The sequence below is a fragment of the Kitasatospora sp. NPDC047058 genome (genome assembly GCF_040643935.1).
In the GTDB taxonomy this organism is placed as follows: domain Bacteria; phylum Actinomycetota; class Actinomycetes; order Streptomycetales; family Streptomycetaceae; genus Kitasatospora.
Genome location: NZ_JBEYVJ010000115.1, coordinates 1 through 21,734 on the forward strand (window position 1 = coordinate 1; position 21,734 = coordinate 21,734).

Annotated in this window: 25 protein-coding genes and 1 pseudogene; 10 read left to right on the forward strand and 16 right to left on the reverse strand. The window is 72.0% G+C overall.

The genetic code is table 11. From position 1 onward, the window contains the following. Positions 1-237 precede the first annotated feature (237 nt). Positions 238-798 (reverse strand): hypothetical protein, encoded by a 561-nt coding sequence (locus ABZ885_RS18970; protein ID WP_360189484.1) that lies wholly within the window; start codon positions 796-798, stop codon positions 238-240. A 373-nt stretch (positions 799-1,171) separates the two neighbouring features. On the opposite strand from ABZ885_RS18970, the gene ABZ885_RS18975 reads away from it, so the two are divergent. After that, entirely contained in the window at positions 1,172-1,546 is a 375-nt protein-coding gene (locus ABZ885_RS18975; protein WP_360189487.1) for a hypothetical protein, read from the forward strand. A gap of 212 nt (positions 1,547-1,758) precedes the next feature. On the opposite strand, the gene ABZ885_RS18980 is transcribed toward ABZ885_RS18975, so the two are convergent. The 5 genes from ABZ885_RS18980 to ABZ885_RS19000 all read right to left on the reverse strand — a co-directional run bounded on the left by ABZ885_RS18980 (position 1,759) and on the right by ABZ885_RS19000 (position 7,343). After that, positions 1,759-4,098, reverse strand: coding sequence for a calcium-binding protein (locus ABZ885_RS18980; protein WP_360189489.1), 2,340 nt, complete (start codon positions 4,096-4,098; stop codon positions 1,759-1,761). A gap of 398 nt (positions 4,099-4,496) precedes the next feature. Continuing rightward, the gene (locus ABZ885_RS18985) at positions 4,497-4,931 is read right to left on the reverse strand and encodes a hypothetical protein (RefSeq protein WP_360189492.1); all 435 of its coding nucleotides are present in this window, start codon (positions 4,929-4,931) and stop codon (positions 4,497-4,499) included. Positions 4,932-5,030: 99 nt separating this feature from the next. Then, positions 5,031-6,056: a helix-turn-helix domain-containing protein gene (locus ABZ885_RS18990; RefSeq protein ID WP_360189495.1), complete on the reverse strand. Its 1,026-nt coding sequence runs from the start codon at positions 6,054-6,056 to the stop codon at positions 5,031-5,033. A gap of 160 nt (positions 6,057-6,216) precedes the next feature. Continuing rightward, complete coding sequence (locus ABZ885_RS18995) at positions 6,217-6,426, reverse strand: DUF397 domain-containing protein (protein WP_360189498.1); 210 nt, start codon at positions 6,424-6,426, stop codon at positions 6,217-6,219. Continuing rightward, positions 6,423-7,343 carry a helix-turn-helix transcriptional regulator gene (locus ABZ885_RS19000; RefSeq protein WP_360189501.1) on the reverse strand — a complete coding sequence of 307 codons (921 nt, stop codon included), beginning with the start codon at positions 7,341-7,343 and terminating at the stop codon, positions 6,423-6,425. The genes ABZ885_RS18995 and ABZ885_RS19000 overlap by 4 nt, the downstream gene beginning before the upstream one ends. A gap of 246 nt (positions 7,344-7,589) precedes the next feature. On the opposite strand from ABZ885_RS19000, the gene ABZ885_RS19005 reads away from it, so the two are divergent. From ABZ885_RS19005 to ABZ885_RS19015, 3 genes are read left to right on the forward strand one after another with little or no spacing between them, the layout of a single operon-like run. Further along, on the forward strand, positions 7,590-8,024 hold the full coding sequence (locus tag ABZ885_RS19005; protein WP_360189504.1) for an ATP-binding protein: 435 nt from the start codon (positions 7,590-7,592) through the stop codon (positions 8,022-8,024). Then, positions 8,021-8,311 (forward strand): hypothetical protein, encoded by a 291-nt coding sequence (locus ABZ885_RS19010; protein WP_360189507.1) that lies wholly within the window; start codon positions 8,021-8,023, stop codon positions 8,309-8,311. Before ABZ885_RS19005 ends, ABZ885_RS19010 begins: the two co-directional genes overlap by 4 nt. Further along, entirely contained in the window at positions 8,308-8,481 is a 174-nt protein-coding gene (locus tag ABZ885_RS19015; RefSeq protein ID WP_360189509.1) for a hypothetical protein, read from the forward strand. Before ABZ885_RS19010 ends, ABZ885_RS19015 begins: the two co-directional genes overlap by 4 nt. Positions 8,482-8,644: 163 nt before the next feature. Here the strand turns inward: ABZ885_RS19015 and ABZ885_RS19020 are convergent, their stop codons facing one another. The 3 genes from ABZ885_RS19020 to ABZ885_RS19030 all read right to left on the reverse strand — a co-directional run bounded on the left by ABZ885_RS19020 (position 8,645) and on the right by ABZ885_RS19030 (position 10,756). Then, entirely contained in the window at positions 8,645-9,424 is a 780-nt protein-coding gene (locus ABZ885_RS19020) for a class I SAM-dependent methyltransferase (RefSeq protein WP_360189512.1), read from the reverse strand. Positions 9,425-9,537: 113 nt separating this feature from the next. Continuing rightward, complete coding sequence (locus tag ABZ885_RS19025; protein ID WP_360189515.1) at positions 9,538-10,188, reverse strand: LysE family translocator; 651 nt, start codon at positions 10,186-10,188, stop codon at positions 9,538-9,540. A 154-nt stretch (positions 10,189-10,342) separates the two neighbouring features. Continuing rightward, positions 10,343-10,756 carry a hypothetical protein gene (locus ABZ885_RS19030; protein ID WP_360189518.1) on the reverse strand — a complete coding sequence of 138 codons (414 nt, stop codon included), beginning with the start codon at positions 10,754-10,756 and terminating at the stop codon, positions 10,343-10,345. A gap of 139 nt (positions 10,757-10,895) precedes the next feature. Between ABZ885_RS19030 and ABZ885_RS19035 the strand changes: the two genes are divergently transcribed. After that, positions 10,896-11,303 (forward strand): NUDIX domain-containing protein, encoded by a 408-nt coding sequence (locus ABZ885_RS19035; protein WP_360189521.1) that lies wholly within the window; start codon positions 10,896-10,898, stop codon positions 11,301-11,303. Positions 11,304-11,628: 325 nt separating this feature from the next. Here the strand turns inward: ABZ885_RS19035 and ABZ885_RS19040 are convergent, their stop codons facing one another. After that, entirely contained in the window at positions 11,629-11,985 is a 357-nt protein-coding gene (locus ABZ885_RS19040; RefSeq protein ID WP_360189524.1) for a DoxX family protein, read from the reverse strand. Positions 11,986-12,265: 280 nt separating this feature from the next. On the opposite strand from ABZ885_RS19040, the gene ABZ885_RS19045 reads away from it, so the two are divergent. After that, positions 12,266-13,156 carry a hypothetical protein gene (locus ABZ885_RS19045; RefSeq protein ID WP_360189526.1) on the forward strand — a complete coding sequence of 297 codons (891 nt, stop codon included), beginning with the start codon at positions 12,266-12,268 and terminating at the stop codon, positions 13,154-13,156. Positions 13,157-13,349: 193 nt separating this feature from the next. Further along, positions 13,350-14,357, forward strand: coding sequence for a chitinase (locus ABZ885_RS19050; protein WP_360189528.1), 1,008 nt, complete (start codon positions 13,350-13,352; stop codon positions 14,355-14,357). Between the two features lie 149 nt (positions 14,358-14,506). Here ABZ885_RS19050 and ABZ885_RS19055 read toward each other — a convergent pair whose 3' ends face one another. The 4 genes from ABZ885_RS19055 to ABZ885_RS19070 form a co-directional block, all read right to left on the reverse strand. Continuing rightward, positions 14,507-15,115 carry a DJ-1/PfpI family protein gene (locus tag ABZ885_RS19055; protein ID WP_360189531.1) on the reverse strand — a complete coding sequence of 203 codons (609 nt, stop codon included), beginning with the start codon at positions 15,113-15,115 and terminating at the stop codon, positions 14,507-14,509. 279 nt (positions 15,116-15,394) lie between these two features. Continuing rightward, positions 15,395-16,738, reverse strand: coding sequence for a CHAP domain-containing protein (locus tag ABZ885_RS19060; RefSeq protein ID WP_360189534.1), 1,344 nt, complete (start codon positions 16,736-16,738; stop codon positions 15,395-15,397). Positions 16,739-16,890: 152 nt separating this feature from the next. Further along, entirely contained in the window at positions 16,891-17,199 is a 309-nt protein-coding gene (locus ABZ885_RS19065) for a hypothetical protein (RefSeq protein ID WP_360189536.1), read from the reverse strand. 7 nt (positions 17,200-17,206) lie between these two features. Next, positions 17,207-17,371: a hypothetical protein gene (locus ABZ885_RS19070; protein ID WP_360189538.1), complete on the reverse strand. Its 165-nt coding sequence runs from the start codon at positions 17,369-17,371 to the stop codon at positions 17,207-17,209. A 390-nt stretch (positions 17,372-17,761) separates the two neighbouring features. Between ABZ885_RS19070 and ABZ885_RS19075 the strand changes: the two genes are divergently transcribed. Further along, a complete protein-coding gene (locus ABZ885_RS19075; protein WP_360189541.1) occupies positions 17,762-18,739 on the forward strand; it encodes a LuxR C-terminal-related transcriptional regulator in 978 nt (325 codons plus the stop codon). A gap of 139 nt (positions 18,740-18,878) precedes the next feature. On the opposite strand, the gene ABZ885_RS19080 is transcribed toward ABZ885_RS19075, so the two are convergent. Both ABZ885_RS19080 and ABZ885_RS19085 read right to left on the reverse strand, forming a co-directional pair. Beyond that, the gene (locus tag ABZ885_RS19080; RefSeq protein ID WP_360189544.1) at positions 18,879-19,526 is read right to left on the reverse strand and encodes an SIMPL domain-containing protein; all 648 of its coding nucleotides are present in this window, start codon (positions 19,524-19,526) and stop codon (positions 18,879-18,881) included. Continuing rightward, positions 19,519-20,214, reverse strand: coding sequence for a transcriptional regulator (locus ABZ885_RS19085; protein WP_360189547.1), 696 nt, complete (start codon positions 20,212-20,214; stop codon positions 19,519-19,521). The genes ABZ885_RS19080 and ABZ885_RS19085 overlap by 8 nt, the downstream gene beginning before the upstream one ends. A gap of 195 nt (positions 20,215-20,409) precedes the next feature. Between ABZ885_RS19085 and ABZ885_RS19090 the strand changes: the two genes are divergently transcribed. Then, positions 20,410-21,231: an ABC transporter ATP-binding protein gene (locus ABZ885_RS19090; protein ID WP_360189550.1), complete on the forward strand. Its 822-nt coding sequence runs from the start codon at positions 20,410-20,412 to the stop codon at positions 21,229-21,231. A gap of 139 nt (positions 21,232-21,370) precedes the next feature. Further along, positions 21,371-21,734: pseudogene (locus tag ABZ885_RS19095) on the forward strand (ABC transporter permease); the annotation flags it as partial.

Sequence of the window (21,734 nt, forward strand, 5' to 3'; positions counted from 1 at the left end):
GGGGGCGCGCCCACCGGCGGGTCCGGGGCGGCGCCCGCCGCGATCCGCGACCCCGCGCTGGGGGCCACCCGGCCCGGGCCCGCGGGCGGCCCGCCCGGCCGAGTGGAAGCTGCTGTCGAGCCCGTGGCACGCAGTTCTGGTCGTAGGGTCATGGACGGGGTGTCCCCCAAGGTCGTCAGAGCCGGCCGTGCGGTGAAGACCTGCAGACCGGGGCGCGATGCGAAGGGTTCCCGGCCATCAGCAGGTCACCACCGGGAGCGTGAGGACGAGGACGAGTCCACCCGCGGGGTTGTCCTCAAGGGTGATCCGGCCACCACCGGACGCCTTGAACTCCCGGACCGCGGCCGGCAGGCCGCCGTCGGAGCCGCTCGGGTCCGCGAGCAACCAGGACTTCGCCTCACCGGCCAGGTTCGGCCCCCGGTCCGTCACCCGGACCTCCAGCACGTCCGGGCGGCCCTCACCGGCTGCAGCAGCCGCCTGCACCAGCACGCGGGTGCCGGGCGGAGTGCGCAGCCACGCGGCCCGCACCATCGCGACCAGCACCCGCTCCAGCTGATCCTGGTCGACGGGCACCGGCGGCAGCCGGTCCGGCACCCGGACGGTGCGGGAACCCTCCGGCACGGCGGTGACCGCCGCGGAGACGGCCGCGGCGACCGATGCCGACCCGGCCGTGGGCGGCTGACCGGCTTCGGCCCGTTCGGCCTGCGGCTCCGCGGCGCGCCGGCCGCGCGCGACGGCAGCCAGGCGGGCGACCCGGCCCGCCACCGCACGTACGGCCCGACGGCTTTGACCGCTCACTGGCATGTGTCCTCCGTTGGGTGGGTGTCTTCAAGCGGCGCTGGGCGGACGACGAGCCCGGTCCGCGCGCCGCACGATCGACCGGGTATCGGCGACCGCACGAAGGGACCAGCGGGCGAACGGACGTTCCGGTACCAGGCGATCGTGCCGGATGGAAGGTGAGGTTTCGGTGAGGTGACCGCCCGGCGGCGGCCGGTGCCCGCGCCACCCACTGCGGGCGCGGGAAGTGATGCACATCACTTGAACTCGTCCCGAGCGCCAGACAGTCAACAGGGGTCAGGTGGCACGTCGTCAGAACCGCGCTGGACATTCTGTTGCGGTTCTGACGGTCAGCTCGGCCACCCGGCACGGAACTACTTCAACTGGAGTCAAGATGTCTCGGTTCATCAAGCGGACCACGCGGCTGGCGGCAGTCGCCGGGATGCTGGCGACCACGAGCGCGGGAATGATCGCGGTCGCCCCGGCGAGCCACGCGGCAGGGTCTGCCGCCTTCCGGCTCAGCAACTTCTCGGCGACCATCGCGAACATCTGCGTCCACACGGATGTCGCCACGAAGTGCTCGGGCAACCTCGCGGCCGGTAAGAGCGAGGTCTACCACGTGGCGTACAACGGGCCGCGCAACTGGTACTGCACGGCTACCGCGAAGGGCCTGAGCGGTACGGCCAGTACTCCGTACTTCAGCCGCGACGACGTCAAGGAGTGCGCGGAGGTCGGCAACATCTTCGGCGCCAGCATCATGCTCAAGTGACCACCGTCGCCGCGTGCTTCAGCGCCGCGCAGGTTCTGCCGAGGGTGCGGGAGAGCGCAGGCTGAAGGACGGCGACCACGACAGGTGACGCGTGCGGCCACCGCGAGATGATCAAGAGTGGTGTGGACTCTTGGAGATCGCGCGGTGGCCGCGGCCTTCAGCGTGGACCCCGTCCGGCTGCCCCCGCCCGCGAGCGGGGGCAGCCGGGGTCGTCAGGGGCAGCTGATGGTGGTGTCGCCGGGGGTGGTGGTGCAGCTGTCGAAGCCGGGGCCGCCGTTCAGGGTGTCGGTGCCCGGGCCGCCGTTGAGCGTGTCGTTGCCGAAGCTGCCGTTCAGGCGGTCGTTCCCGAGTCCGCCGAAGAGGGTGTCGTTGCCGTTGCCGCCGTCGACCATGTCGTCGCCGGAGCCGGCGTAGACGGTGTCGGTGCCGCTGCCCGCGGTGACCGTGTCGTTGCCGCCGAGGGAGCAGATGACGTCGTTGCCGGCGGTGCCGACGATGGTGTCGGCGTTGGGGGTGCCGACGATCGTGCAGCCGTGGGCGTTGTTCACGGTGGTGGTGGCCGTGGCGGTGTTGTTGCCCGGCACCGGGTCGGACTGGGTGGCGCTGACGGTGGCGGTGTCGGAGACCGTGCCGGTGGCGCGGGGTTCGACGGTGACGGTCACCGTGGCGCTCGCGCCGGCGGCGAGGGTGCCGAGGGCGCAGTTGGCGCTGGTGGCCGTGGTGGTGCAGGTGCCCTGGGTGGCCGTGGCGGAGACCAGGGTGGCCGGTCCGCTGACGGTGTCGGCCAGCGTCACGCCCGTGGCCGGCGTGGTGCTCCGGTTGGTGACCGTGACGGTGTAGGCCGGGGTGTCACCGATGCTGGTGGTGGCGGGCCCGGTCTTGGTCACCGACAGGTCCACCCCGGCCGGGGCGTTGACGGTCGTGGTGGCCGTGGCGGTGTTGTTGCCCGGGACGGGGTCGGACTGGGTGGCGCTGACGGTGGCGGTGTCGGAGACCGTACCGGCGGCGGTGGTCCCGACCGTGACCGTGATCGTGGCGCTCGCGCCGGCGGCGAGGGTGCCGAGGGTGCAGTTGGCGCTGGTGGCGGTGGTGCTGCAGGTGCCCTGGCTGGGCGTGGCGGAGACCACGGTGGCCGGACCGCTCACGGTGTCGGCCAGCGTCACGCCCGTGGCCGGCGCGGTGCTCCGGTTGGTGACCGTCACCGTGTAGGAGGCCTGCGCACCCGCGGTGACGGTGGCCGGGCCGGACTTGGTCACCGACAGGTCGACGCCGGCCGGGGTCCCGGCACTGCCGTCGTAACGCGCCAGTGCGAAGTCGGTGCCCGGCCCGCCGTAGCCGGCGGCGACGATCCGGCCGTCCGGCTGCAGGGCCACGCCGAGGGCCTGGTCGAAGCCCCCGCCGAAGTCGGTGGTCACCTTCCCGTCGCCGCTGAAGCCGGTGTCGAGGCTGCCGTCGGAGTTGTAGCGGGCCAGGGCGAAGTCACTGGCGCCGCCCGACACGGAGTCGCCGACGGCGACGATCCGGCCGTCCGACTGGACCGCCACGCCGTACGCGATCTCGCTGCCGCCGAAGTCGGTGGTGACCTTGCCGTCGGTGTCGAAGGTGCCGTCCAGGTTGCCGCTGGTGTTGTAGCGGGCGATCGCGAAGTCACTGCCCGTGTAGCCGACGGCGACGATCCGGCCGTCGGGCTGGATCGCCAGTGCGTGCCCGAAGTCGACGCCGCCGAACGTGGTGGCCACCTTGCCGTCGCTGCTGAAGCCGGTGTCGAGGCTGCCGTCGGTGTTGTAACGGGCCAGGGCGAAGTCGTAGTTGCCGGTGCTGTTCCCGGTGTAGCCGACGGCGACGATCCTCCCGTCGGACTGCAGTGCCAGCCCGCGAGCGGCGTCGGCCCCGCCGGCGAAGTCGGTGGTCACCTTGCCGCCGGTGCCGAAGTTGGTGTCGAGGCTGCCGTCGGTGTTGAGCCGGGCGATCGCGAAGTCGCCCCCCGTCAGCCCGGCGGCGACGATCCTGCCGTCCGGCTGCACCGCCACCCCGAAGCCGTCGTCGGCGCCGCCGGTGCCGAAGTCGACGACCACCTTGCCACCGGTGCCGAAGTTGGAGTCCAGGCTGCCGTCGGTGTTGTAGCGCGCCAGCGAGAACCAGCCGACGCCGCCCTCGGGCACCTCGCTGTGGCCCACCACGACGATCTTGCCGTCGGACTGGAGCGCGACCCCGCGGGCCCCGTCCGAGCCGCCGTTGAAGTCGGTGGTGACCCTGCCGCCGGTGCCGAAATTGGTGTCGAGGCTGCCGTCGGTGTTGTAGCGGGCCAGGGCGAAGTCGTCGGCGGCGCCCGAGTAGCCCACCGCGACGATCTTGCCGTCGCTCTGCACGGCCACGGCATCGGCGTCGTCGGAGCCGCCGAAGTCGGTCGTCACCCTGCCGCCGGTGCCGAACGTGGAATCAAGGTCGCCCGGCGCGGCGACGGCCACGGCGGGGAGCGACAGCGCGAGCACCAGGCCGGCGGCTGCCGCCACCCCGGCCCGGGCGGCCCGCGACCGGCGCCTACGGTCCACGGGGTGACCGGACCCCGGTCGCGGAGCGGAAATGGACAGGGGCATGGACATGCGGCCCACTCTGCCTCTCATCGTCATGCAGCCGGCCACAGCGTCCGGTGACCATCACGGCGGCGGTGTCTCCTCGCGGGTACCCGACGTACCCGCCCGCCCCGGGCCTTCGCCTGACGAGCGCCCCGCCCCGGGGCGTCCGCCCAACAGCTTCGGGCTTCCCGCTCCGGAAGCCCGCCGACGGCCGGGCCGCGCTGCGCCCACTGGCCGCCGGATTCCACCCCCGCGGGTGAGCCGGGCGGACGGGCGCGACGTCCACGCGGCGGCACCTGACGATGCGTTCAGGCCGCGGTTGCCGGCATCCGGGCCGTGGGGCGCCCGGATGCCGCCGTCGCCGTGCGGGTGGATCAGTGCGCGTTGGTGTACATGTACGCGCCGGTGTCGTAGTTGTAGACGGCGAGCTTGATCAGGACGCCCCGGTCGGACTTGTTGTACCAGGCGCCGTACGAGCCGTTGCCGAGGCTGGTCGTGGCGGAGACGCCCTGCCAGTCCCAGCCACCGCTGCCGTTCGAGGTGAGCACCCACATGTTCTGGCCCTCGTGCGTGGTGTTGAACGCGGCGTAGGCCCAGTCGTGGCCGTCGGTGTCGGAACCGTTGTGGATCTTCAGCTGGGCGATGACGCCGGTGGAGGCGACCTCGTCGCACCAGTAGTAGTAGCTGTTCACGCACCCGACCTGGTAGCCGGGGCCCGGTGCGGCGGCGGAGGCCGGTGCGGCAGCTGCCAGCGGGGCGGCGAGCAGACCGAGGGCGGCTGCGCCGAGGAGTATCTTCCTGCCGAACATGGTGGATCCCTTCTCACATGGGACTCGAGTGGCGCCTCCTGGTGGAGGGCTCTCATCGTCAGGCCGGAGGGGCGGGTTCTCTTGTGGATCCGCGCAGGGTTACTTGTGGTCCGGCGCAGACCTCGGCGGCCGCTGGGCGGCCGTGTGCCGGAACTCCCTCGGGGTCATGCCGTACGCCGCCCGGAACGCCCGGCTGAACTCGGCGGGCAGGAGGAGTCCCCACCGGGCGGCCAGGGCGCTGATCGGGCGGCTGCGCAGGCGGGGGTCCGCGAGGTCGGCGCGGCAGCGTTCGAGGCGGCGGCGCCGGATGGTCGCCGCCACGGTCTCCGGCTCGGTACGGAACAACTGGTGCAGGGAGCGGACCGAGACGTGGTGGTGGGCGGCGATGTGGGCCGGCTTGAGGTCGGGGTCGCCGAGGTTCTGGTCGATGAAGGCGTTGATCCGTGCGAGCAGGACGTGGCGGCGGGTCTCGGCGGGGAGCAGCGGCTGGGCGTCGAGGTGGTCGGCGACCAGGGCGGTGGCCAGGTCCACGGCGATCAGGCCCAGCCGACGGCTCTCCGCCGGTGCCAGGTCGGCAGCCCGGCCGACCACGGTGGTGAGGTAGTGGCAGAGGAGCGTCCCCGTCACCCCCGAGGAAACCAGCGGTTGGGAGAGGAGGCGGTCGGCCCTCCCGGCAGGCAGCGGGAGGAGGCTCCGGGGGAGCGTCAGGATGGTGGCCTCGCAGGTCCCGTAGCCGTCGGGGTAGCAGGCCTCCATCGGGTGGGAGGTGTCGAAGAGGACCAGTCCGCCGGTGTCGATCGTCGCGTTGTTGCGACGCTGGCTCGCGTGCAGCGGACTCCCGTGGACGGTGCCCAGGTGGTAGGTCTCCGGATCCCAACGCCGGATGTGCGCGGGGGAGCGGATGCCGCGCAGGGGCGCGAAGGAGAACCTGGCGAGCTGCGCCGCGCCGAGGTCCACCGCGCGGACCAGGGCCCGGAAGTCCCGGGTGTGGGAACTGAGGAGCGTGAACGGGGCGATGTTGCGGTCGACGACGTCGCACCACCAGTCGAAGCGGTCGGCGGCGAGGAGGTCACTGTTCGACACGGTGACGTGGGCGTCGGTGCTCGGCTCGGGCGGGTGGGCCATGTTTGCATGGTCGCGACGAACAGGGCGTGCGGGGAAGCCCGGCACGGGCAAGTGCGTTGCGTTCGCGCCAAGTTCGCCACGTCGGCGGCCCGGGAGGCCCTCGCGCGCGGCTCTGGCAGCCCCGGGCCGGATCGGCGCGAGGCTGCCAGGCATGGGCGGGTCAGTTGTCGGAGGGGAAGTCCCCGGCGCGGACGCCGGCGATGAAGGCCTGCCAGGAGTGCGCGTCGAAGGCGAGGGCGGGGCCATCGGCGTCCTTGCTGTCGCGGACGGCGAGTCCACCGTCTGCGAGGCCTGCCACCTCGATGCACTCACCTCCCTGCTGGGAGTACGACGACTTCCTGAACGGGGTCACAGGCTTGATGCTGTTCATTCTTCCTCTTCCTCGCTGACGTGGTGCGGCAGGCCCCGAAGCACCTTGCGGACGAAGTCCAGGCTCGTATCCGGGGACCAGGCGGCAGATCTCAGTGTTTCCAGTGCGTAGGCATAGCCGGTCAGTTCCTCCTGGGATTCCACGACGACCACGTTCGTGAAGGCTTCGAACGACACGGCTTCCAAGGTCGGGTCGGATCCGAAGGACATGCCTGTGAACGGCCCTGCGACCCTGGCGGCGTTCCCGGACGCCAACGGCAGGATCTGGAGTGTGACATTGGGCAGCGTGGCAATCTCGATGAGGTGCCGGAGTTGCTCCCGGTGGACGTCCTGGCTGCCCATGGGAGCAAGGACGGCGGGCTCCCACATGATGGCGGTGAATCTGACGCTGCCATCCGTGATGCGCTTCTGGCGGGCTTGACGGACTTTGAGGAACTCATCCCGGTTCGCCGCCGGCACGATGGTCGGATTGGCGTTGTGCATCTCTGTTGCGAATGCCGGAGTTTGAAGCAGGCCGGGAATGAGGCCGAGCTGCCACGTCACTATGTGAGTGGCGTCGCTCTCAAGCTCGATATAGGTGGCATAGTTCTCGCCCACGCCCTTGTAGTCGAGCCACCAGCCTCGCCGATTGCTCTCGCGGGCCAGTGATTCGAGCCGGTCGCGCTCGTCCGGGTCGTGCACCTGATAGAGGTCGAGGAGCATGCGGACGTCCAAGGGGCGCGATGTGACCTTCCCCGACTCCATGCGCGAGACCTTCGCCACCGACGACACCAGGGCTTCTGCGGCGTGCGATTGGTCAAGTCCGGCCGTCAGGCGGTGTTTCCGCAGGGCTTCGCCAAGCCGGCGGCTACGTACGGTCGGCTTCCCGCCTGCTGGCATCGTTCCACCCTCTCGACTCGGAGTCATCAGTCTGCCCATCGGACCGAGTTGAAGCCAGCAGGGGCTCGCAGCCACTCGCCCCGTGATCGACTGCAAATTTGCATCAGTGACACTTGCATGTGACCTGGCTCACGGCGCACGCTGACGGTGAGTAGTCCGATGGATCTCCTGAGTGATCCCTGCGGCTGGCTGCCCGGGCATTCCCTTGTCTGCTTCCGGCCGGAGCGCGGACTGCGAGAGTCGTTGCTCTGTCCTCGACCGCCCACACTCGGAAGGTGGCTTGCCATGCTCGAAAAGCCCGATCAGCCTCGCCTCTCCACTCCTTCCCTCAGCTGCTGGCTGGCGCGCAGCAGGCGTGCGCCGGAGCGGGCGCGCCGGTTGCTGGAGAAGCTGCTCGCGGACGTCCCCGATGGTCAACGGTTCGCGGACGTGGGGCTGTTGCTCGTCTCGGAGCTGGTCACCAACGCGGTGATCCACGGGACGCCGGTCGGGAACCGCGTTCGCCTCGTCATGTCCGTCGGCCGGGACCGCCTGCGGATCGAGGTGCACGACGCCCGTTCGGAGCGGGGGCCGGTGCTCCGCATCAGTGGGGCCGAGGACGAGAGCGGCCGGGGCCTTCTCCTCGTCAAGTCCCTGTCCCACCGCTGGGGGTGCTGTCCGCGTCAGGGGACCGGCAAGATCGTCTGGGCCGAGGTGGCCAGTGACGAGCGTGCCGCATGAAGGACGACGACCGCCTCATCGCGGCCGAGATCACCGGTGGCATCAAGGCCCCGACCACCTACGCGCTCCTCCCCGAGGACCTCGACGCCCTCTGGACCGCCCTCCGGTTCCGGCCGCTCAGCAGGCCTCAGTGGCTCCGCTTCGAGCGTTACCTCACCGGCCCCTGCGCCGAACGCTTCGTCGCCGAATACCTCAACCGGAACGGCTCGTTGTCGCTCCCGGTCATCCTCCCCGAGGGTGTCCATCAGCTGCGCGTCCACTGGACCGGCCTCGGGGGCGAGCGGTGATCCGGCGCCTCTACCCCTGGTGGTTCGTCCACTTCTCCCGCGCCCCCGCCGCCCGCCTGCTGCGCGCCGAACGGCTCCGCCTCGACACGGAGTTGGAGCACTGGCGGCTCGACGCAGCCGAACGGGCCCGGCGGCGCATCCACCGCGAACTCGCCGACCGGCGCCCCTGACTGACGCGCGCAGCCTCGGAGCCGTCGGCCCCGAGGCTGCCTCATGCGAATCGGGCCTGTCGTGTCCGGGCCCGACCGCCTCCTCCCGTCGACGCGCTCGCCGTTCCGCCAGCCCCCCGCGCGCTTGCGGCCGTGCGTCAGGCGCGGGTGTCGACGGGGTGCCTCACAGCCGCCGGACGCGCAGCACGCTGGTCAGCATCGGGAGCGTGAACTCGCCCTGGGCGGTCTCCGGCCGGCTCGCGAGGAAGGCGCGGATCCGGCCGAGTGCCGCCTCCTGTTCCTGCTCCGGCATGACGATCATCCCGGCGCGCGTCGCGAGGGTCGCGACGAGGGAGTCGGCGGTGCGCTGCTGACCGTGCGGGAAGGCGGCCTGCTCCGGCGAGCCGAACCGGGCGGCCTCACCGGTCTTCGGAAGGTGCATGTCGGCGGTCTCCGCGCGCCAGCTGGCGGGCGTGTCCCGCGGGCCGATGGCCGCGCTCCCGCTGACCTGCGCGAGCCCGGCGACCCACTCGGCCTGGTCGTCCAGGACGTTCCACAGACCGGCCAGGACGCCGCCGGGCGCGAGGACCCTCGCGATCTCGGGGCCCGCCACGGCCATGTCGAACCAGTGCATGGCGTTGCCGGCCAGCACCGCGTCGACCGAGCCGTCCGGCAGCGGAATCGCCTCGGCACTGCCCAGCAGGGCGCGGACCGCCGGCAGCTCGCGGCGCAGCTCGGCCAGCATCGCCGCGTCGGGCTCGACCGCGATGACATCGGCACCCGCCGCCACCAGCGTGGCCGTCAGCTTGCCGGTTCCGGCGCCGAGGTCGAGCACCCGCATGCCGGGCGCCGGGTCGAGCGCCCACTGCACCGCGGCCTGCGCGTAGTCCGGCCGGTGCTCGGCGTACGCGACCGCCGCTGCGCCGAACGAGGAGGCGTGAAGTAACCGTTCAGTCTGATCCATGCGTACACGCTATATGCGGTGTCGGCGGTCAGCTACCCGTGTCCAATAGCCCGTTGACGATCGGTTGGTGGGCTTCCCGTCGGCCCCCGGTGCCCGGGGTCAGCTGCCGGCTGTCAGCGCAGGGCGACGGCCGCGCCCGACCGCTCGGTGGCCATCCTGATGGCGAATCCCGCCAGCGCGGTGCCCATCACGTAGCGGTGCAGGCGCTGCCAGAGCGGGTGCCGGCCGAAGAACCCGGCGACGGAGCCGGCCGTCACGATGAAGAAGGCGTTGCCTGCGAGCCCCACCGCGATCTGGGTCAGCCCCAACAGCAGCCCCTGCAGGCCGACATGGCCGCGCTCCGGGTCGACGAACTGCGGCAGCAGCGAGATGTAGAGGATGGCCACCTTGGGGTTGAGCAGGCAGGTGAGGAAGCCCATCAGGAAGAGCTTGCGGGTCCCGTCCTTCTCCAACTCCTGGGGCGCGAAGGCGGATCGGCCGCCCGGCCGGACGGCCTTCCAGGCCAGCCAGAGCAGGTAGCCCGCTCCGGCCAGCTTGATCGTCAGGTAGATCTCCGGCACCAGTGCGAAGACGGTGGCGATGCCGGCGGACACCGCGAAGAGGTAGACGAGGAAGCCGAGGCCGACCCCGGCCAGCGAGACCAGCCCCGCCCGGCGGCCCTGGGCGATCGAGCGGGAGACCAGGTAGATCATGTTCGGCCCCGGAGTCAGCACCATGCCGAGCTCCACCAGCGCGATCCCCGCTATTGCTCCCAGCCCGATCACAGCACTACCTCCGTACGCGCGTTCGCCTGGACGCAACCTAGCAGGTCAGTGCCATGTGCGGCTCGGTGCATGTGACGGAACGACGGCTGTCGGCTGACGGTTCTCGTGAACGCCCGGGTTCATGACGTCTTTTCAGTTAAGCGACCTCCGCGGATCAGCCTGCCTCGGCAGACGGCGTCACGTGCCGTGGGGGGACGGCGAACGGGTCGTACCCCTCGGGTACGAAGCAGCCGTAGTCCTGCAGTGGTCGCGGGTCGTTCAGCACGATCTGCCGGCGCTCGCCCGCAGGAGAGAGTCCGTCCGGGCGGTCCAGGACACGCTGGCCGGGGAGTCCGGCCGTCGCCGGTGCATCGGCGACGAGCTGGCCGAAGCGGTCGATCAGAGCCCATGCAGCGTCGTAGACATCGCGGATGTCCTCGGCCGCCCTCTCCTCGGTGATCTCGGGGAAGGCTTCGCGGTAGGCCCTGCGAGCCGAGGCGAGGAAGCGCTCCGGGTCGACGATCACCACGTCCTGGCGCGTCCGAACGCTGATCGTCATACCCGCCTTCGGGGCCGGCATCTCATCCATCGCCCCACGGTACTGCGGCGACACTCAACAGACCGCGAATTCCATGGAGCACGGCCGACAGGGCATGCCCCGGCTCCGAGTCCGCCAGGGGCCTCGTCGACCACGCTGTGGCGCCGGTGTGGATGGGTAGGGTCCGGGCATGGCGAAGCACGAGGTCGTTCCCGAGAAGGTGGCCTGGGTCCTGGTGCGTGGTGGTCGGGTGCTGATGACCCGCGTCCGCGGTGTGGACGTCTTCTACTTCCCCGGCGGGAAGAGGGAGTCGGGTGAGTCCGATGCCGAGACCTTGGCGCGCGAGATCGACGAGGAACTCCGGTCCCGGGTCGATACGGCCACGATGGTGCACGTCGGCACCTTCGAGACGCGGAGGGAGTCCGACGGACGCACCGAGTTCCGGATGATCTGCTACACCGCCGAGCACACCGGTCCGCTGGTCGCCTCAAGCGAGATCGCGGAGTTGGGCTGGTTCGGCTACGGCGATCGTGCGCGGGTCTCGGCGGTGGACCGGATGGTGTTCGACATGCTGCATTCGTCCGGTCGGCTGCTCTGACCCGGCCCGTTCGGGGCGGTCGGTCAGGCTGCGCGGAGGCGACCTCCTCGCACTCTGGGACCGCCCGCTGATCCCCCCACGCCACCGTCGACGGGCGCCTCGGCCCCCCTCAGACCTGTCTGATGGTTGATCGCGCGGTGGGTGGGGGGTGAGTTGACGGACGCGGTGTGGGGGGTAGGTGGAGCTCCGTTCGGCTCAGGGACGGCGTGCTTGACCCGGCTTCTGCTCTCGGCGGCGGGATTGCGCGCCTGGGCGAGTGATTCCGAATGCTGACGGTGCGTCCGGCGATGGGTGTGGCTCCTCCTGAGGCACGAGCTGCACCGGTTCACCGGGTGCCGTGGTAAGCCAGATTCACGGCCAGAGCAGCCACGGGCAGACAGAAGAACACGGCCCAGGGGCCCAGCTGGTAATCATGAACCCGCAGGTGGGCACAGAGTGCACCAAGGAAGTACAGCACGAGACCGATGGCAGCGAGCGTGCCCAGGACCGGCACGGCGAACCCGGCCAGCAGCCCCAGCGCCCCCAAGGCCAGCAGTGTGCCCAGCGGGCGCATCCAGGACCGGGGCACACGCAGCTTGTCCGCCTGGCTCTTGGGGTAGTCGTGGCCGATGAAGTTGGCGATGGCGGCCGAACCGTTGACAGCCGAGGTGAGGAGGGTGACCACGAGGTAGGCGGCAAACACGAGAGACTCCTTCTCCTGCGCGAGAACGACGGTTGGGTGTTCGTGTCTTTGACAAGACAGCGCCTCAAAATGTGACACCCCCCTGTCGGAGCGGTCGTCGGGAGAGCTGCACCCCTCCTCGTCGAGGGCTCGGGGCGGCCATCCGTCCCTGCCCGCCGCCCGCATGCACGCCCTCCTCGACCGCCGCCTGGACGACGCCGTCGCCCCACCGGCGACGGCGGTGTGAGCTCCTCCTTCGCGCCGGCGAGAGCGGGAACAGCAGGGAGCTAGGGTCTGGATCATGGTGAACGAGGTGGGGGCGCGCGAGCTCTACGAGGGGCTGCTGGGGTACGACGGGGACGACGCCTACGGGGACGTCGCCGCGCCGTGGCTCGAGCGGGCGCAGGACGGCTACCGCGCGCGGCTCGCCGTGGCGGCCGAGTGCAGCGGATGGTGGACGGCCGGTCCCGGCGTCCACGGTGTCCAGAGCCTGAAGTGGGAGCTCTACGCCCTGAGCCGGGTGAGTGACGTCCTGCTCCTCGGCCGGCAGCCCGCTGACGATCCGGTGGACGTCGCCCTGCCGCGGCTGGCGCTTCCGGACGACGACTACCTCGGACTGTTCGGCGCGCTCGGCATGACGTGGGCCGCCGGCGGCGGCTTCGACCCTCTCCTGCACGAGATCGTCGAGGTCGAGCAGAGCGACGACCCGGGCTCGCCGATCGAGGTCACCGAGGTGGTCTGGCCGGGACTGATGCTCGGTGAGCTGGTGTTCGGCCGGGCCGGCGTCCGGGTCCGCGCGGGTGCCGAACACGCCCAGCGGGGTGTCGCCGACCGCTCGCCGCTGTACTGGAGCTTCCGTCGCCGCCACCGGCCGACCGTCGACCTCTCCCAGGGGTGGGGCGGCAACTCGCAGTGGGGGACGGACCTCCGGCTGGACTACCGGACCTCGTCCGGCGACCGGCTCAACGTGGACGGCGACCGCCCGATCGACGGGAGCACCGAACTCGGCCTGGACCATCCGCTCAACCTCAGCCCTGAGGAACGGTTGTTGACACCCCGCGAACGCCGGGAGCTGCTCCGTCACCGCTGCCTGCTCCGCGTACCCGAAGCCGCCGCCGAGCTGGCCGGGTTCGCGCCGTGGGAGCGGGACCTCATGCCCTTCGACTGGGTGCTGCCCGACGGCGAGGAGTGAGTGGGGCAGTGGGGGTGAGGGGTCGGGCTGAGACTATTGGGAAACTTTCCTAACGAAAGTCATTGACCCGAGGGGTCCTGCGCCCCGATTCTGTGAGACGTCCGCCGTGGCCACTGCCGTCCCCCGAGGGCGGCCTCCGCCTCCCCTTGACCCACCGTCATCGTGTGCGGTGGCTCGACGAAAGCGAGTTGGCATGCGCAAGTCCACCGCAGTCCGTACCCTCGCCCCGCTGCTGGCCGCCGCCCTCGGCCCCGCCGCGCTCCTGCTGGCCCCCGTGAGCACCGCGGCTGCGGCCCCGACCGCGGCCGCGGCCGTGCCCGGCATGGCCGCCGCGCCGTACGAGTACCTCGGCTGGGGGAGCCCGCAGAAGCCCGTCGACGTGATGAAGGCGACCGGGGTCAAGTGGTTCACCCTGGCGTTCATCCTGTCCGACGGCGGCTGCAACCCGAAGTGGGACGGCAGCCGGCCGCTCGCCGGCGGCTCCGACGAGGCGGCGATCAAGTCGATCCGCGCGGCCGGCGGCGACGTGATGGTCTCGGTGGGCGGCTGGAGCGGCAACAAGCTGGGCGAGAAGTGTTCCAGCGCGAGTGCGCTGGCCGGCGCGTACCAGAAGGTGATCGACGCCTACAGGCTGAAGGCGCTGGACGTCGACATCGAGAACACCGAGTTCTCCAACGCGACGGTCCGTCAGCGGGTCGTCGACGCACTGAAGATCGTCAAGTCGAAGAACCCGGGCATCGTCACCTACGTCACCATGGGCACCACCCCGAGCGGACCGGACGCCAACGGCAAGGACCTCATCAAGCGGGGTGCGGCGGCCGGTCTGGCCAACGACGGCTGGGTGGTCATGCCGTTCGACTTCGGCGGCCACAGCGGCACGATGGGGCAGGCCACGGTCAGCGCGCTGGACGGCCTGAAGGCGGCGGTCAAGAGCGCCTACGGCTACAGCGACGACGCCGCGTACCGGCACATCGGCGTCTCCTCGATGAACGGCAGGACCGACGAGGCCGGCGAGACCGTCACCACCGCCGACTTCCGGACCATCCTCGGCTACGCGAAGCAGCACCATCTCGCCCGGTTCGCCTTCTGGTCGGTCAACCGGGACCGCGCCTGCGGCTCCGGCACGGAGGCGGACGCCTGCAGCGGCATCGCGCAGTCGCCGTACGAGTTCACGAAGATCGTCGTCCAGTACCAGGGCTGAGGACGCACCTCGGGCCGTCGCACCGGCCGGCCGGAGGGGCCCGGGACGGCGACGGCGCCCGGCGGTTCGCGGACCGACGGGCGCCGTTGAGAGTCCGCGCAGATGGGCGGGCTGCCCAGCGCCTGGGTCGCTGACGGGGCCGCAGGGCGTCAGATCAGGGGGGCCTCGCCCGCGTGGACGGCACGGATGGCGCGTTCGACGGTCTCCCGGTTCTCACCGACCGGAGCCACGTAGTCGATGACGTCGCGTGCCTCGTCCTCTCCGAGCACACGGGTGATGACCCAGGTGGCGAGGTACTGGGACGCCAGGCAGCCGCCCGCCGTGGCGATGTTCCCCTCGGAGTGGAACGGTGCGTCCAGCACGGTGACGTCGCAGGCCTCGACGAAGGGCCGGCTCTTGACGTCCGTGCACGCGGGCATGCCCTTCAGCAACCCGAGTCGGGCGAGCACCAGCGCGCCGGAGCACTGCGCGCCGATCAGCTGGCGCGAAGGGTCGAGCGGCAGCCTGGAGATCAGCCGGTCGTCGGCGACCACGTCCCGCGTTCTCACTCCGCTGCCGATCAGCACGACGTCGGCTTCGGTCACGAACTCCATCGGGCGCTGCCCGGTCACCTCGACACCGCTCATCGACGTGACCACGGGCGCCGGCGTCGTGATGAAGGCCTCCAGGCCGTCCTTCCGGCACCGGTTGATCAATGCGGACGCGATGAAGCTGTCGAGTTCGTTGAAACCGTCGAAGGTGACCACGGCTACCTGCATCACAACTCCTCCAAGGGCAAGGGGGCCCCAGTCTCCCCAGTGCGCCGTTCCGGGTCGAGGTCCAATCGGCGGCTCGTGGCCTGCCTGCCGCTGAGGTGACGTCCCGAGGCTGGGTCGGGGCAAGCGCGACCGTGCTTTCGCGCTCGCAGCTGCTCCACCGACCAGCTCAAGTGCCACGCTGAGCGAAGCGAACGACGGAGGGCCAGGTGTGGGCAGAGCAGCGTCCTGCGGCTCCCCTCTCGGGAGTCGCAGGACGCTGTCTGATCCTGTGTGAGGTGATTACGCCACGCCGAGGAGCCACGGCTCGGCCGGCTGGTTCATGTTCGTGCCGCTGCCCGTCGCCAGCCAGAGCCGCCCGTCGCCGCCCTTCCAGGCGACCTCGTAACCGCCGTTGGGCAGCGTCGCGAGCGACGGGCTGGAGGAACTGCCGGCGGTGTCGACGCCGAGGAGCCACGGCGAGGCCGGCTGCGCCATGTTCGTGCCGCTGCCCGTCGCCAGCCACAGTCGCCCGTCGCCGCCCTTCCAGGCGACCTCGTAACCGCCGTTGGGCAGGGCCGCAATCGAGGGGCTGGTCGTGTCGGCGACGCCGAGGAGCCACGGTTCGGCCGGCTGGTTCATGTTCGTGCCGCTGCCCGTCGCGATCCACAGCCTCCCGTCGCCGCCCTTCCAGGCGACCTCCCAACCGCCGGTCGACAGGGCCGTGATCGACGGGCTGGTGCCCGGGTAGACGCCGAGCAGCCACGGCTCGGCGGGCTGGTTCATGTTCGTACCGATCCCGGTGCCGATCCACAGCCTCCCGTCCTCGCCGGCCCACGCGGTGACCCAGCTGCCGTCGCTCAGCGTGGCGATGGACGGCTTCGAGCCCTGGGCGACACCGAGGAGCCAGGGCGCGGCCGGCTGGGCCATCGACGTCCCGCTGCCGGTGCCGATCCACAGCTTCCCGTCAGTGCCCTTCCAGGCCGTGGTGTATCCGCCGTCGGGCCGCGCCGTCAGGCCCGACGAACTGCTCCGCGGCATCGTGGGCGGGGGGACGATCGGGGAGCCGACGGGGCTGATGTAGCCGATGACCTTCTGGCCCCAGTCCTGGTCGACGGTCGGGTTGACGCCGGTCTTCCGCTGGACACTGTTGCCCTCGTTGCCGCCGATGGTGGTGATGTTCGTCCGGGAACTCGCGCTCTGGACCAGGCTGACGTGCTGGACGTCGTCGAATGCGAGGTTGTTCGGGTCACTGGGAAGGCTGCGACCGTTGCCGGCCCAGATCACGGCGTCGCCGGGCTGGGGGGTGTAGCTGCTGTCGCTGACCCAGTGGAAGGTGCCGTGGGCGGTGCCGTACTTGGCGAAGGTGTAGGCGGCGGCGGTGATGACACCGGTGTCGGTGACGCCGGCCTGGTTCCAGGTCCATTTCGCGAAGTCGGCGCACCACTCCTCGCCGCTGCAACTGCCGAGGAAGCCGGTGCCGCCGGCGTTGTTGGTGCTGCACGGCCCCTTCCCGAGATTGGCTGCGGCGATGGTGGCGGCCGAGTTGCCCTGGGTGGTGGCGGCGAAGACCGGTCCGGCGGCGGTGGCTGCGAGTAGGAGGGCGCTGAGCGCGGTGGCGGCGGTGCGGCGGGTGATCCGGGACATGGCTGTTCCTCAGGTCGGAGTGTGTCGGGTGCACGGCGAACGTCGGTGCGTGCGGATGACGGGGGCGGACGGCCGTCCTACGGGAGCGGCGGTCGGCGGGGGCGGACGGCTGCCCTGCAGGAACAGCGGTCGGCGGGTCCGGGTACGGGGGGTCAGCGGCCGGAGACGCTCGGCGCGGGGCCAGGCGGGAGGTAACGCAGTTTCAGTACCGGGGAGTTGCGGTAGCTGTGGGCGACCAGGGCCGCGGCGCGGCCGGTGGCGTCCGGGGAACCGGGGCCCCCGGGCGGGAGGAGGAAGAGGAGCAGGTCGAGGCGGCCGGGTTCGGTGCGGGCGCTGGCGTGTTCCAGGCCGTCCTCGGGGGTGGTGTGGGCCCACAGGATGTCGAGGGCCTCGGCGGCCTCGGTCGCCGGGGCCCGGGCGGCGCCGGGGCGGTGGTGCAGGCTGGTGTAGACGAGGTCCACCGCCGGATCAGCCCCACTGGAACTCGTTGGGGTCCACCGGCGCGGGGGATGTCGCAGTGGCCGGGGTGGCGGGGGTCGGGTCGGCGAGGGTGGTGGCGGCCGTGGGCAGCAGGGTGACGGCGGCGGCGAGGGCGGCGACCGCGGTGGCGACGGCAACGGGCAGACGGGTCATGGTCGTTGTCCTTTACATGGCGATGGGACGGCGCCTGGGCCGGTTCGGCGCTCCGCGGTGGCGCTCGGTCCGTTCGCCGCTCCGGGTGCTCCCCGGTGGCGATGTCTCAAGCTTCGCGGCCCGGCGGTGGCCCCGGTAGGGCTCCGGGCTGTCGCCAAGGCGCCAGGCGGGATCCCGACAGAGACCGGAACCGGGGCGGTCCGTTCCGGCCCGATTCGTCCCGGGGCAGAACGGCGCATCAGCCCCACCCCTGGCCTAGCGGACAGGACGCCCAATTACCCTGTACGGTAACGGAGTACCGCATAGCGGATCTTGAAGAAGGATCGAACGGGCTGCCATCATGTGCCGCGGGTCCCGAAGCGCAACGCGTCTTCACCGGGGGGCAACACCATGATGCTCGAAACGTTGGGGCTGTCCGGCGCCGCCGCAGCCGTCTACCAGGCCATGCTCGACCGGCCCGGTGACAGGGTCGCCGCACTCGCCGCCGACCTGGAACTCACCGCCGGCCAGGTGCACGACTGCCTGGACGAACTCGCCGGCCTGCTCCTGGTGCGTGCCTCCAGTGAACACCCCGGGCAGATGCGCGCGGTGAGTCCCGAAGTCGGCCTCGCGGACCTGCTGGCCCGCCAGGAGGCCGAACTGGTCGCCCGCCAGGCCCAGCTCGCCGCCTCCCGCGCCTCCGTGACCCGACTGGTGGCCGACCGCGCCGAGACCCGGGCCGCCCACGGCGAACGCCTGTTGGGCATGGACGCCATCCAGGCCCGGCTGGAGGAACTGGCCCGCCAGGCACGGTCCGAATGCCTCGGCGTCCACCCCGGCACCGGCCACCGGCCCGAGGACCTGGACGCCGCCCGGGCCACCAACGCCGAGGCCCTGGCCCGCGGCATCGTGATCAAGAGCCTCTACCAGGACGCCGTCCGCAACGTCCCGCACACCGTCGCCCACGCCAACTGGGTGCTCGACCACGGCGGCGAGATCCGTACCGCCCCGGTCATCCCGCAGCGCCTGGTCATCGTCGACCGCGCCCAGGCCCTCGTCCCGATCGACCCCGCGGACACCCGCAAAGGTGCGCTGCACGTGACCGAGCCGGGCCTGATGGGAGCGTTGTGCGAACTGTTCGACCAGGCCTGGGCCACCGCCGTCCCGCTCGGTGCGGTCCGCGTCGAGAACGCCGGAACCGGCCTCACCGACACCGAACGCGAACTGCTGCGCCTCCTCGGCTCCGGCCTCACCGACGACACCGCCAGCCAGCGCCTCGGCGTCTCGTCCCGCACCGTCAACCGCCTGATGGCCTCGATCATGGAACGCCTCGGCGCCAGCAGCCGCTTCGAGGCCGGCATCAAGGCCGCCCACATGGGCTGGCTCTGACGCCCACTGCCCGGCTCTGGTCGGTCCGCCGGAGGAGGTCCGGGCTCAACTGATCGTTTCGCCGGGGCGGGCGCGGGACGGCCACGGCGCCCGGCGGTACGCAACCGCCGGGCGCCGTCGTGCCGTCACTCCGTACGCATCAGCCGCTGATCAGCGCGAGGCCGAGCAGTACGCCGGCGGAGACCCGGATGGCGCCCGGGGTGAGGTCGCCCTCGCCGGAGCCGCTGCCGCGGCCGTGGCTCCGGTAGTTGGTGCTCAGCTGCTCGGCGTCCACGTCCTGGATGTGCACGACCGCGCCGAGCCGCACGCCGGCGGCCTCGGCGTAGAGCTCCGCCTTCTCCCGGGCGGCCGCGACCGCCGCGCGGCGGGCCTCGCCGCGGAGTTGGCGCTTGGCGCCGACGTCGAACTCGACGCCGTCCACGTGGTTGGCGCCGGCCTCCACGACGTCCACCAACACCTGCTCCAGCAGGTCGAGTTCACGAAGCTCGATGCCGAAGGCCGCGGTGCACCGGTAGCCGATGAAGCGTTGCTCGCGGCCGCTGTAGTCCCATTCGGACTCCAGGCCGAGCCGCGAGGTGGAGACCCCGGCGTCCGCGACGCCGTGACGGCGCAGGGCGTCCCGGACCCGGCCGGCGGCGGCCCGGGTGACCTCGAACGCCTCGGCCGGCTTCGGGCGGGTCTCCCTGATCCGGACCGTGATCCGGGCCAGGTCCGGGGTGGCCGAGACGTCGGCCGCGCCGAACACGGAGATGCCCCAAGGCTCGGCTATGAACTGAGTGCTATCCATACCGCCCATCCAATCCGTCCGCCGACCGGGTGGTGAGGGTCTGCCAGAACATCCCTTCGTAGGCCTGGAGGACGGTCCCGTACTCGCGGGCGGCGGCGATGGTGTGGTCGTCGAGGCCGGTCGCACCGGCGTCCGGACCGAGCGCCTCGGCGGCCTGCCGTTCCAGCTCGGTGGCCGGCTGGGCGAAGAAGTCGAAGAAGGCGCAGGACTCGTCGGAGAAGGCGTAGTGCCGGCGCAGCCCGGTGCCGACGGTGGCGCAGTAGCCGCCCCAGGCGGTGAAGTTGGCGACGAGCGCGGCCACGACCGCGGCGGGCCGGCCGTTGAGGGCGAGCCAGGCGAGGTAGGCGGGGTAGGCCTGGCAGCCGGGCAGCGGCGGGCGGGCGGCGGCCTCGGCCGGGGTGAGCCCGCACGCGGCGCCGAGGGCCGGCAGGGTGCGCAGGGCGGCGCTCTCGCCGTCGGCGAGGGTGGCGAACCACGCGCCCACGGGCCGGTCCGCGCAGCGGGTGGCGAGCAGCAGCAGGCTGCGGCGGTCGGAGGTGATGATCCGCTGCTGCTGCGCGGCCAGCTCGGCGAGCACGGTGAGCGGCGCACGGCCGGCCGCGACCGCGGCGACCAGGGCAGGCACCTCGTCGTCGTGACTCAACTCGCGCTGCAGTGCGTGGAGTTGTTCGGCCACTCGCTGGTTCATCGCGCTCGCACCTCCGCCTCGGACCGGCCCCCGGGTGTCATTCCTACCGCGCCGTCCGCCACGGACGGCGGCGACCCGCCGCTGTGCGGGCGGGGCGGCCGGGTGGGCCGACAGCGGCGGGGTTCGGTTTTCCGAACCCCCGATTCGGGGGCGAGCACGATCGATCGCCGCGCCCGGTCCGACCAGCATGGAGGCATGGCTGAAACGACATGGACAACGGCAGCGGACCGGTCGGCGCCGGACCGGACAACGGCCCCGGACGGGGCGAGCTCCGCCACCGCGACGGCGGCCGCCGAGCCCGCCGCGCGGGCCGACGGGCTGCACCGGGAGTACGGACGCGGCGGTGCCGCCGTCCGGGCACTGCGCGGGGTGACGGCGGCGTTCGCGCCCGGCAGCTTCACCGCGGTGATGGGGCCCTCCGGCTCCGGCAAGACCACCCTGCTGCACTGCCTGGCCGGCCTCGACCGCCCCACCCGCGGCACCGTCCACTGGGGCGGCGCCGACATCTCCCGGCTGCCCGAGCGCCGGCTCGCCGAACTGCGGCGCAGCCGGGTCGGCTTCGTGTTCCAGGCGTTCAACCTGATGCCCGCGATGACCGTCCTGCAGAACGTCGAACTGCCCGGCCGGCTGGCCGGCGCCCGGCCCGACCGGGCCGCCGTCCGGGAGGCCCTCGCCCGGGTCGGTCTGGCCGGGCGCGAAAACCATCGGCCGGGGCAGCTCTCCGGAGGCCAGCAGCAGCGCGTCGCGATCGCCCGCGCGCTGGTCACCCGCCCCGACGTGCTCTTCGCCGACGAGCCCACCGGCGCGCTCGACCGCACCACCGGCCACGAGATCCTCGCGCTGCTCCGCACCGGCGTGGACCGGGACGGGCAGACCTGCGTGATGGTCACCCACGACCCGGTCGCGGCCGGCTACGCGGACCGCGTCCTGCTGCTCGCGGACGGCCTGCTGGTCGATGAACTGGCCCGGCCGACGGCGGCGTCGGTCGCCGAGCGGCTGAGCCGGCTGGGCGGGTGAGCGGCATGCGGATGCTCAGGCCTGTGCGTACTCGCTCGGCCGGTGGGCCGTCCCCGCTCGGCGGGCTGCTGTCCGGGCGCCCCGCCGCACTGCCGCGGCCCCGCGTCGCGCGGCGCACCTCGTGGGGCGGGTGGGCGTGATGGCGTTCCCGACCCTGCGCGCCGCCGCGCCGGTGGTGCCCGCCCTGGTGTTCGGCCAACTGCGCCGCCGCCCGGCCGCGTTCGCGGGACTCGCCGTGGCGCTGTTCCTCGCCGTCGCCACGCTGACCCTCTTCGGCTCGCTGTTCGCCGCCGAGGTGACGGCGCCCGCCGCCGCGCGCCGGGCGCCGGCCGGGCCGGGGCTGATGGTGATCGCGGGCGCGTTCGGCGAGATCGCCGTGCTGGTGGCCTTCTTCGTGGTGGTCAACGCGCTGGGCTTCGCCCTGCGCCAGCAGCACCGGGAGCTGGCGCTGCTGCGGACCGTCGCCGCCACGCCCCGGCAGGTCCGGCGGCTGGTGCGCGGCC